The 12292-nt window shown below is 38.2% G+C and carries 7 protein-coding genes; all 7 read right to left on the reverse strand.

Features of this window, described 5'->3' with window-relative positions; translation table 11 throughout:
* Positions 1-269 precede the first annotated feature (269 nt).
* Entirely contained in the window at positions 270-1970 is a 1701-nt protein-coding gene (locus tag H344_RS0102410; RefSeq protein WP_051254030.1) for a sialidase family protein, read from the reverse strand.
* Between the two features lie 88 nt (positions 1971-2058).
* Complete coding sequence (locus tag H344_RS0102415; RefSeq protein ID WP_051254034.1) at positions 2059-2865, reverse strand: glycerophosphodiester phosphodiesterase; 807 nt, start codon at positions 2863-2865, stop codon at positions 2059-2061.
* A 96-nt stretch (positions 2866-2961) separates the two neighbouring features.
* Positions 2962-4947, reverse strand: a complete 1986-nt coding sequence (locus tag H344_RS0102420) for a calcineurin-like phosphoesterase C-terminal domain-containing protein (RefSeq protein ID WP_026808827.1) — start codon at positions 4945-4947, stop codon at positions 2962-2964.
* Between the two features lie 14 nt (positions 4948-4961).
* Positions 4962-6194 (reverse strand): BACON domain-containing protein, encoded by a 1233-nt coding sequence (locus H344_RS0102425; protein WP_026808828.1) that lies wholly within the window; start codon positions 6192-6194, stop codon positions 4962-4964.
* 19 nt (positions 6195-6213) lie between these two features.
* On the reverse strand, positions 6214-7788 hold the full coding sequence (locus H344_RS0102430; RefSeq protein WP_026808829.1) for a SusD/RagB family nutrient-binding outer membrane lipoprotein: 1575 nt from the start codon (positions 7786-7788) through the stop codon (positions 6214-6216).
* A gap of 11 nt (positions 7789-7799) precedes the next feature.
* Positions 7800-11099 carry a SusC/RagA family TonB-linked outer membrane protein gene (locus tag H344_RS0102435; protein ID WP_026808830.1) on the reverse strand — a complete coding sequence of 1100 codons (3300 nt, stop codon included), beginning with the start codon at positions 11097-11099 and terminating at the stop codon, positions 7800-7802.
* Between the two features lie 238 nt (positions 11100-11337).
* The gene (locus tag H344_RS0102440; protein WP_026808569.1) at positions 11338-12240 is read right to left on the reverse strand and encodes an IS1595 family transposase; all 903 of its coding nucleotides are present in this window, start codon (positions 12238-12240) and stop codon (positions 11338-11340) included.
* Between the last annotated feature and the right edge of the window lie 52 nt (positions 12241-12292).

Genomic DNA, 12292 nt, shown 5'->3' on the forward strand with positions numbered 1-12292 from the left:
TGGAAATTTTAATTAATGTTAATTGTTATATCTCTTTTATTTTTTTTACTCATGTTTTAAAATTGCTAGAATGCAATGCAATTTTTAAACCTATAAATTTTAATATTGTTTTTCCTGCTAATATCTTGGTAAATTGATATTTACCTGTAATTAAATTATTACATTTATTCTGTAAGCATTAAATAATGTATAAGAAAAAGCTTTCTTTTAACCTTTTACATTAGTTTATTATATCAAAATCCGATGATTTATTTAAGCTAATCCTCCATCTATTTAGGACCACTCCTAACAGGTCCTACTAAAAAGCCCTGTTTATCTTCTTGTTTTGCAGTTGAAATAAAATGTACATAACTAAGACCGTGGATACTTTCTCGGTTTAGGGGTAAGGATGCTATTTCCTTTCCATTTTCATCCGTTACAACGCAGTTTTTATTCTCATTGCCAAGGTCGTACTTGAAATAGAGGATGTGCCATTTATTTTCTTGCAATCCGTCTAATGGATAGTTGTACATGGCAAATTTATAGGCTGTAGTGTCAGAAGCATTAAACCAGCGGTCACTAAGACTTATCCTTCCTCCTTGACTTCCTTCGGGGATATAGACCGATGTGCTGAACCGTCCTTTTTGCAAAGCTGGAAAATTCCATACTGCACCTTGGTTTGCTATTTCTAGGTCTTCGCTATCCTTTCTCACAATTTTAAGCACTTGCTTGCTAGTTTCTGTTGGATCTTCTACCAACAGGGCTCCTTCCTCTCTATTATAGGCACAATGCCCAATGATTCCTTTTTGATAAAGAAAGGTGGTCCAGTTATCCAATCCGTTGGTAAAATCGTCTTCTCGTGTAGTTTCTTTTAACCACTCCGGATCAAATATCAACATCTTTCTATGGTCTCGGTGTTGTCCTAGGGAAACTAGTGCTTTACCACCCGGTAATTCCACAGATTGATTTTGGTGTACACTCATATCCAAGCTTAAACTTTGATCGGCTACCCCAAAATTAGGGTCGTTCCTATTTGGATTGAGGAAAAGCTCACGGAAACCCGTCCACGTCTTACCGTCATCTTCAGAGATGGCAGCATGCAGTACATCGCGATTGGTAAAAACGTCTTCCCAAACGCCATTAACACCTTCTTTTTCGGGTAAGGGGGTAGTGTTGTTCCAGATAAAAAGCAATTGACCATCCTTCAATCGTTTCATAGTGGGCATGGTGATGGTACCATAAAATGAGGATGGTTTTAATGGGCTCCACGTCTCCCCTCCGTCTTCGGAAAAACTCTCGTAATGTTGGTCTTGAGCAGTACGGGCCAACATCCATATTCTACCGTCATTTAATTCAATGACTGTGGGTTCCACGGCACCATGGTTCCATCGCTGTCCTTTGTGAACGCCTCCAGCCTGGTGTGGGGGCGATTGTACAAATTGGGAGCGTTTCCAACTTAATCCATCGTCATCAGAATAAAAGACACCACACCCGAAACGAGCCGTGCTATGGGCACCTACCAAAATTCGTTTGCCTTGCCGGATAAACACGGGGGGCTTCAACATAATATAGCTACCTTCCTCTTCTTTAGCTTCATAAACCTGGGTTTTTGTCCAATCCCCATCGATGCCTCCATTAGAGCGAAGTGCCAACACACCATTTTCACCTGTTTCTAAGCGGACGTATTCTCCGGTTAATGGGCTTTTAACATCGGCACCTATCCACTTGTTTTCTACCTGTACGGTATCCCATGTAAATCCATTGTCTTGACTTCGGATGTAAAATGATTTGCCCTCTTTATTACCTTCGCCATAGTTGTAATGACGAATCTCACCATTGTCTAAACGGGTCAGTCCAATAAATGCATTGTAAGGAGGAGTGCCTACAACAGTAGGTTCTTGTATTTTATCTAACTGACTTCCACAGCTCGCAAGAAATAGAATAACAATAATGGGAATCCCTATACTTTTAAGAAAACTACACTTGGTCATATGGTGAGGCTAAGATTCTCTAACTATTAATGGTTTTTATATAAAAATATCTTATGAATTTAAGTTTTGGTACGCTTATAAGAAGCTGTTATTTTTTATTAAGGACATTAAAAAGAAGTTCAGGTTCGTCAGTAGTGATAAAATCTACCTTTTGCTCTAAAAAGTATTTCATATCCTCTTCCTTATTTACGGTCCATACGTTAACCTTTAAACCTAATTCCTGGGCTTCTTTTATCCAAGTGGGATTGTTTTTATACACCTTGTGATTGTAGTCGATACCTGTATAGCCTACTTCTTTAATTTCCGCCGGAGTTTTATCTCCATTTAAGTAGGCTATCTCTGCTTTAGGGTCTAATTGGCTTACCAATTTACCCGCATCGTAATCAAAGCAGATATATTCTACCATTGACTGCCCATTTAATTCATGCACCATCTCTACCGCCAATTCCGCTAGCTTTAGGGTTTTTTCTTTTCCTGAAGGGGCCGATTTAATTTCTAAGATTAATTTGGTATTCTTTTGCTTTAAGCCTTCTTCTAGGTAAGCTTTTAAAGTCGGAATTTTTTCTCCATTTGGTAGCTCTTTAGCTAAAAGCTCCTCATAGGTAGAAGTTTCAATGTCGATTCCTAAAAAGTCCCTATCGTGGTTTACTACCGGAACATTGTCTTTGGTAATATGAACATCGAATTCGGTACCAAAACAATTTAGTGATATAGCCTCTTTTAAGGAAGCAATAGAGTTCTGCGGGAGCTCTTGGGTTTTCCATGCACCTCTATGAGCAATAACAGGATTTTGATTTTTTTGTTCCTTTTCTGAACAACTGCTAAACAGAAGTGCAAAAACTAAAAATAAGCCGTAGCCATTTATCTTTTTATTGGTTGAAAATAGTGTTGTCATCTCTTGTAATAATTATTTTTTGGGAAATTAAGGATTCGTTTCCATATTGATTTTTAGAAGCGAATCCATTTTGGTTTTTAATTTATGGCTTTATTATTAGCTCATATCTAATGAAAACGCTTTTGGACGAACCATGGTTTCTGTATACACATTACCAAAGCGGTCAGTAACCTTAATTTCTAGAGTAGAGTCTGGTGCCGATGCCGTTACCTTAAACAAATGTGCTGTGTCGTTAGTGACAAAGGCTCCGGTTGGGGTAGCGCCTACATTAAGACGTAATGCGTCATAGGATACGATATGTAAGGGGTCTTTTGTATTTACTCGACTAATATCTAGTTTGTTGTTATTTTCAGTTACTTCAATTTTCCATTGACTATCATAGCCCCATACGTTAATTAATACTTCATTATTCACATTTTTTTGTGAATAATGCTCTGCATAAGGGACAAGCGCTTCCTCTGTGGTGTTAGGTGCAAACTCTGAAGCCGTAATATGTACCTCATTTAGATCATAGGAGCGAAATTGGTAGCCCTCTTCATATCCTATACTCTTATACCTCCATTGAACGTCTTTTCCGTTCATTTGCCAAATGCTGTAGCCCCCAGGGCTTCCATCCTTGCAAATGTGGTTCCCAGCATAACCATTTCTGCCAGTCCACCACCAAGTTGCACATATAGCAGCGGTATTGTGCTCCATTAGGTTTGCTTCATCATCTATTCTATAATTAATATGAGTGTGTCCAGATAATACATGTACTGTAGAAAAATCCTTTAACGAATCAACTAGGGTACCACCGTTGTCTAAAGCATAACTATTAACTTGATTTCCGTTGGCATCTAAGCTAGGTCTTTTATATAGAGGTGTGTGCATTGCTACTATAATGGGCGTACTTTTATCTGTTATGGCAGCAAGGTCTTTCTTTAACCAAGCTATCTGATCTGATGTTATAACGGTATTATAGTTACGATCTCCCACTGTACCAACAGTACCTCCGGAATTTATATATTCTACAGTGTCTAATACCACATAGTGTACCTTTCCCAGATTAAAAGAGTAGTAGGTGGGGCCTATAACTTCTCTATATTTATTTTCTGCCTCCCAATCCTCAGAAAAATAAGGATCATTATCATGATTTCCCATTACATTAAAAACAGGACTATTTAACATATTCATATAAGGAAGATATTCATTAAGACCAAAATCATTATTATACCAATAGGTGTCCCAGGTCATGTCTCCAAGAGTAAGTGCATATACCTTAGTTCCATCCGCTGAATATTGATCGATAGCCGCATTTATATCTGGTAATACTTTGCCAGTAAATTGGTCTAAGTCGTTATTTCTATTAGCCAAATGCCAATCTGCCAAAGGAATAACAACATGGTTCTCATTATTTGTCTTAATTAGTGAAAAATCCTTCTGCTCTACAGTGGAAGTGTTATTACTAAGACGTTTAAAGAATTGAGGAGCTTTACCCTCATTAATAACCTCGAAGTTTCCTGGTATTGAAATGAAAACAAATCCTATTTTCTTTAAGGAGGGAAGGTAATATATCCCATTTTCATCGGTAACTGTTACCTCATAACCATCGGATACCACTACTCCGGGGACCCCTTTTCCATCGGAATATACTACTCCTTTTATCGTCATACCTTCTATATCCGGAATGTCGGTATTGGCCATTAAATTAAGAAGTACTGCGCCTAAGAGTAAGTCATCTGCTCCACGTATCACATTAATCTTATAATTCCCCGTAGTTAATTCCTTGGGAACAGAAAAGGATACAGTACTGTCACTTACAGCAGTAACACTGTTATCATAAGAAACATCGTTATCTAAGGTAGAGGTCAATTTTATTTTATCCCCCATTTTAAACCCTTTCCCCGTAAGGGTTATGGTTCCTCCTTGTGTAACATTTAGACTTGAAGGAATAGAAACTCCTGTGATGTTTAATTTATTGTTATCATCAAAATCAATTTGATCTTTATTATCGCAACTAGAAAAAGCCAATCCTATTCCACTTATTCCGGCAATGGTTGATAGACTGCTTATTTTTATAAATTTTCTTCTTGTTTGGTTCATTTCAGGTTAGTTTATCAGTCGATTATTTCTACTTTAATATCGTCTATGAAAATACGGTTTTTGTTAGGTGACGCATTACGAAGGTCGTAGTCTCCGCCTAGTAATTTAATATGTGTACTAGCATCGGCGCCAGAAATGATAAATTCATATTTTGCAGATTCTGCTTGCCATACTTCTGTGCATTCTGGATCGGCATCATAATCTGGCCAATTGTCAATTATTAGCGAGTTTACGCTTGCAGTTCCAGCACCAAGAGCCTCAATTTTAAGAGTGTTTGCGTCTCTGGTGCCTCCTTTTGTTTGATAGGGTACCGCCTTAAAAGTAACACGTACGTTTGAAGTCTCTTCCAAATTAGATAATGCAGGCGAAATTAAATCCCCACCATAGTTGGTTTTACCTAGCTTTACAAATCCAGTACGTGCATAAACTAATTTTTGACCGCTTGAAAACTCATTTTCTGTACTGTTCCAACCTCTTTCTAACTCGTCAGAGGTCCAACTATCCATCCTTTTCTCACCTGAGGTAGTATAGAATATGGTGCTTCCGTAAGTAAGCCAATTAAAGTTTTCCTCTAAAATGATATTCCCTGCAGATTGGGTGATAACAATTTCTTTATCCAAACTAGGATGTTGTACTGAGCTAACCGTTAGTTTGGCAGAGCGCTCCTCACCTTTATTCCTCAATGCAACTAGTTGTATTTCATCATCTGAGACCGTTATTTCGGTAAGCCAACTAGCATTTTCAAGAGTGTAGGTCCATTCTACATTTGCTTTTACGCCAATCGTTAATTCGCTTTCCGCGGAAGGGACAGCAATTCCTTTCTCTTCATTATCCAAGGTGATATAAGGTACATTAGCTTCTTGATCTACGCGGAAAAGTAGGGGTTGTTCTTTCCCATCAACGACAAAAGCGATGTTTATTGTGCGAGGATCAAAAGTGTCGTTTTCTGATACAATTACTTTGAAAATACCATCATCCTTACCTTCAATTGGGAAAGTTTTTACCCAATCCGATTCTCCCTGTGGCACAATTTGCCATGGACGGTTGGAGCGTACCACATAACTTTTGGTGTCTCCATTAACCCCCACTTCAATTCCGGTAGGGTTTTCTTCAACTATAAAGTACGGTTCTTCATTATATTCGTTGTCATCATCACTACAAGCGATGAAAAGTAGGGGTATAGTGAATAGGGATATTAATAATAAAGCCCCTAGTCTTCCTTTTGTTTTATTATAAATTGTATGCATGACTGATGTTTTACGGTTGTTATTTTCCCTCTTCAATAGCTTGTTTACTCCACCATACTGGTGTTTTCATAGTATTTTCCCCTCCCATTCGTTGTAGGGCTTCTTGAGCATTTTCATTGTTCGTAGCCATTGTTGTAGTGGGGTATGCAAATCGTGTAGGAAGAATATAGTCATTAAAAACAGCTCCGTTTCCAATCGTTAAATTAGGGTATCCAGTTCGTCTATACTCGTGGTAAGCTTCCATTCCAACAAAGAATAAGGCCAAGTACTTCTGATTTCCGATTAGTTCTTCCTTGTTGGTAGCATTGTTCCAAGATGCTAGTTCAGAGGAAAGTAGCGTTGAAATATCAGTGCTTGTAATCGATACTGGCACCTCACTGTACTGTCCCAATTCTGCCCATTTTTCCACGGAAGCCGTTACAGCATTTTCGTAATATGTTTTAGCAGCTGATTCGCCTCCGGGAATCTTCCCCTTTAATGCGGCTTCTGCTAAAATAAATTGTACTTCAGCGTAGTCCATAAAGGTTCCTGGGGCATCCGATCTTACAAATACTGCAGCGTTAAGCCATGAGGAACCACGGTCTGCCGCACTTTGATCTTGTTCTGAAACTCCAGCAATAGTTCCCTTCCAAATATTATCTGGGTTAACATTTATATTCGGATTCTTTTTTCCATAAATGGGAAGACGTGGATCCTCGTAGGTTTGATTGCCATTGTCATCACTTATTACTGTCATCTTAATGAGTTGCTCGGTTAATTTTCTACCCGAACTGGTGAAGCTCCCCTCATTACTATCGGCAAACTGACTACGATAGGGATCGTTTCCAGAGAAAATAACTGTAGCATTATCCGCATTGGAAGTAAATATTGGATACTGTTCAGGATTATTAAGGATTTCCATCATTTTTGTATCCGTATTCATTTCACTGCGTCCGCTAACTCTGTTAAGCAGTCTTAGATAAAGTGAATTGTTGAATTTTCTCCATTGCTCCATATTACCTTTGTACATACCATCAAGGGAAGGTTTGGTGAAAATAGGCTTAGTAGCATAGATTTCATTAGCTTCCATAAGATCCGCAAACATTTGTAAGTACACTTCTTTTTGGGAATCGAACTTTGGCTTAGTGGTACCATTGGGTTTTCTTGCAGTAAAGGCTTCAGAATATGGAACGTCACCAAACATATCTGTAAGATTAGACATATATAGCACCTTTAGTGTCAGGGCAATTGCTTCTAATGACCTTTCGTCTTGCTCTAAGCTCATATCGTACATATGTAAGGCATTATTGGCGTATCGCGTATAAAGATTCCAAACACTCTGCCAATTTCCATCGCTTATAAAGTACCGGTGTTCTTGACGGGTAGTTCCACCCGTAAACGCTGTAAATTGAATAAGCTCATTATTCCAATACCAGGAGTAGTTCATCCAGGCATTAGCACCATTATAAAGTAAGGGTTCAAACATACCGCTTGCTTGTATCTCCCCAACTGTTGTTCTATTTGGGTTAGTATTTATCTCTTCAAAATCAGATGTACAGGCAAAAGTGGTTCCTACTATAAATCCAATTAATACTATTTTTTTTAAATTATTCATCTCCTGATTGTTTAGAATGAGAATTTTACATTAAAACCATAAGATCTTGTCATAGGGAATGACATGGATTCTATTCCTTTGTATATATTGGATCCGTTCACCATTCCGGTATCTGGATCGTACTGAGGAAAGTCTGTTATGGTAAATAAATTAGTGGCGTAGACTCCTAGACTAACACTATGAAATACATCTGTGTTTTTTAAGAAACGCTCTGGTAATTGATAATCTAGTCTAACCTCTTTTAGTTTTAAATAAGATGTATCAAAGGTGTTCATCTCAGTATTGTTACGGTTCCAGATATAGGAATTGTAGTACGTCTGTATACTTTGAGTTACTGTATTGTTCTTCGTATAACTTACTGTTCCATCAGTATTATTTACAACATTCACCCCTGGGTGCACCAATCCATCATACCTTCCTTCTAAGGAGTTTTTTAACTTTCCTTGATAAGAAAGTGCAAAGTTGGTTACGGAAAAGGCATTTCCGCCCATTTGTCCAGTAAAAGCAGCAGTCAATGATAGGTTTTTGTATCTAAAACGCTGAGTCATCCCTCCCCTCCAATCTGGGTTTACTTTTCCAATTCTAGTATTTGGAGATTCGTCTAGGATAGGATATCCTTCTGCATTTATAATATGCATACCTGAAGCGTCTATTTGCTCTCCATTTTCATCTGTATAGAACGATCCTTCCGGAGCGCGCTGAAAACCTCTTCCGTAGATAACGTGCATTTGTTCACCCACATAGGAATAGATGTAAGTACGACCTCCAATTGTTGTACCCATATCCGTTTGCAACGGTTCATTGGGATCCCAGCCGTCTTGCAGGCTTACTAATTTATTATTGTTCTTAGACCATGTTAAATCAAAAGACCAATCAAAATCTTGAGTTCTTATTGGAGCAAAATTGGCCGATACTTCTATTCCCTCGTTGGTAATTTCACCGGCATTTATCTTCATTCCTGTGGCTCCTGTAATTTGATCAACATCAACCGAAACAATCTGATTGGTAGTTGAAGAGTGGTACCAAGTAACATCAAAAGAAACCCTGTTTTTGAAAAGTTTGGCCTCTAGTCCGGCTTCCCAGCTTTCTACATTTTCTGGTTTAATTAGTGGATCCGGAATAGTACCTGGCAAGGTGTATCCGCCAGGGTATGAAGAATTACCATAATATTGATCTAAGGAATAAGGCGAGGTGTCGTTTCCTACGTTTGCCCACGAAAATCTTAGTTTGGCAAAATCTATCCATGGAGCGTTCGATTTAAAATCTAGCACCCTATCCATTAGAATACTAGTGGCAACCGAGGGGTAGAAGAAAGACCAATTACCTTTAGAAAGTGTACTAGACCAGTCATTACGGCCAGTGACATCTACGAAATAAGTATCGTCCCAACTAAAGGAAGCCATCCCGAATAAACTATTAACTACCTTTCGGCTACGATAATTATAGGGTTCCGGAATTACTCCAGTTGGTAGGTTGGAAGTATGATAGATTCCCTCTTCTCCAAGTTTGTCTAAAGTAAGTCTATTGTTGTAGTATTCATTAATTCTATTATTCCCTCCAACAAACGTGGTTAGTCCAAAACGTCCGTCTGCTATATCGTTGTTTGTATAGCGTAACATAAAATCGTTGTTGTTTTCAATTACGCGGACCGTTTGTTCTCTATAAAAACCATCTTGGTAACCGTTCGTGTAAAATGGTCTGCGTTGGGTGCGGAATTCGTCTGACCAATCTAATCCTGAACCTACGTCTAAGGTTAATCCTTCCATTAAATCAAAGGTGAGTCCTACACTTCCAAAGACTCTGTTTTTATCGTATGCATTGGTTGCTTCATACAATGTTCGGTAAGGATTATAGCCACTGGTAGATGGGTAAACTAATCCTTGGCCATCTTCACCTTGTGCGGCCCAATTTGCGTAATTATAACGTCCTTCAAAATATTCTTCTTTCCAAGAATCTATACTGTTAACATTAAAGCCCCAAACTAATGCATACATTGGATTACTGGCACTATAACCACCTCCTGGCATATTGTCACTATTCTTTAGGTAATAGTTAATCTTGGTATTGAATTTAATTTTATCACTGATGGGTGTATTAAATGTCAAGGAAATGGTTTTTTTATTAAAGCCTGTATTTGGTAAGATCCAATCGTTATTAAAATCGGTTACAGAGAAACGTGTAGAGGTGCCTTTGCCATTGCCACCACTAAGGCTAACAGTATTGCTAGTGGTAAGTCCCGTACGGAATAAACCAGTATACCAATCGTCCTGATATACCCAGGGTAATTTGGTGAACTCGCCGGTATCCCAGTTTTTTGATGCGTATAGGTAACGTAGCTTTCCAGAATCAAACTTTTCTCCAAAGGTGTAACGTGAATAGCGTCTTGGAACGGCAACCCCGTCTGGGGCCATTTCCGGGGTTAGTTCCCATAAGGAGTATTCCCCCATTCCCATATCTGAGCCGTTCCCATATTCTGTTTGGAAATCTGGAAAGTAACCTGCTTGTTCAAAGGTTACAGAAGAGCTTACTGAAACTCCAAGGCCTTTACTTTGTCTACCAGATTTTGTGGTGACAACAATGGCTCCGTTAGCTGCTCTTGAGCCATATAGTGCCGCTGCAGCCGGACCTTTAAGAACCGATACGGAGGCAATATCATCTGGGTTAAGATCGCTCATCCCGTTACCGTAATCTATAGGGGCATCGCCCTGTGCATAGTTACTTACACTCTTAGTTGCGGTTGCACCAGAGGTAACAGGAACTCCATCTATTACAAATAGTGCTTCGTTGCTTCCATAATTTAAAGATTGGTCACCCCTTAGCGTTACCCTCATGGATCCACTTGGGCCGGTTCCTGCTTGGTCAAAAGTTAATCCTGCAACTTTTCCGGACATTCCATTTAGCCAGTTACCAGTAACAGCTTTATTTATTTCTTCGCCTTCTACCTTAGAAATGGAATATCCTAAAGATTTTTCTTCTCTAGTAATGTTAAGTGCGGTAACAACCACTTCATCTAGAGCATTAGTGTCTTCTAACATAATAATTTCTAGGCGATCTCCGGATTTTGCTTTTACTTCTTGGGTAATATATCCTATGAAAGAAATAATTAATGTAGTTTCCTGTTTTGTGGTATTCAAACTAAATATTCCATCAAAATCGCTAACAACTCCATTGTTTGTGCCTTTTTCTAAAATGGTGGCACCGGGCAACGGATTTCCATCGGCATAAACAGTTCCTGTGACTGTTTGCCCGTACGTAAATGATGTTATGCATAATAACAACAGTAACGTAAATAGTTGGTTAATTTTTTTCATTTGAATTTAAGTGTTTAATAATTCTGGCCAAAATTAGGTGCTTGGTTCATTCTAAGTATTAAGCTAATATTAAGTTCTTCCTTTATTGGTTCTGATTTCGTTTAATATAATTCATCGCTAGTATTTATGGCTTTTGTGGTTTCGGGTTATTTTAGATATCTATCAATATTACATAAAATATATTAAATATGAAATAAAACGAAGCTAATGATAATAGAATGATAATAAAAGAATTGAGTTATACACTTAGCGTCTGCTTTATATCTTTATGGTAGATAGGTTTTGCTATGACCATTCTTTCTATTGTTTTATGGAAAATACTCTGTTTAAACTGAGAGCGATTAATCCTAAAACAAAATTCATCAAAGTAAGCTTGTATATGCCATTTGGTAACATGGGTCGGTATTGCTCTTAGCCAAGATTTTAATTGCATGATTATAATATGGAGTTCTTTAAAGTTTTTACCGTTGTCACTAAATTTCTGTTCAATATTGTACCGCTTTTTTAAAGGTTCGTAACCTCTCCATTTATCAGTGACGATCTGGGCCGTAGTACTGATGTGTTCCTCGAATATTGGCGTTAACGATTTTGCGGAGTAATCGTCAATGGACCTGACATAGACCCGCTTGACCTGTTGCTTTTTACTCAATTCTACTGCTATAACAGCCTTTTTCTTTTTTGAATCGTAGCTCCTTCCCTGTTTGCCCTGTTCTTTTCCGCCAACAGTAAATTCATCGACATGGATCAACTCTGACAGAGGATAGTTTTGACTACTTTTCATAGCATTTCTAACTTTTTGCATAAAATACCAAGCTGTGCCCTGTCGAATGTCAAATCGTTTTCCCATTTGTATGCTCGAAACACTCTTACTGCTTGTACTCATTTCAAATACGACACAAAATGCCTTTTGCAATCCAAATTTAACCTTATGGAACAACGTGTTGGCGGTTGAACTTTCAACATGTTGGCACCCATAACATTGATATTTGTATCCAGATTTCTCACAGCCTTTTGTATGTCCACATTTCATGCAGGTAAAGCCGTCCTGCCATTTTATTTTTGCCAAATAGGCCTTACAAGCATCGTCATCAGGTAATTCCTTTATAAAGTTCAGTATACTTTGCCCTGTAAATTGTTCCATAATGCTTAGTTTTATTGGTGACAAGATACAGCATTTAAGTGACTAACTCAAT

It is taken from the genome of Arenibacter latericius DSM 15913 (assembly GCF_000424985.1).
In the GTDB taxonomy this organism is placed as follows: domain Bacteria; phylum Bacteroidota; class Bacteroidia; order Flavobacteriales; family Flavobacteriaceae; genus Arenibacter; species Arenibacter latericius.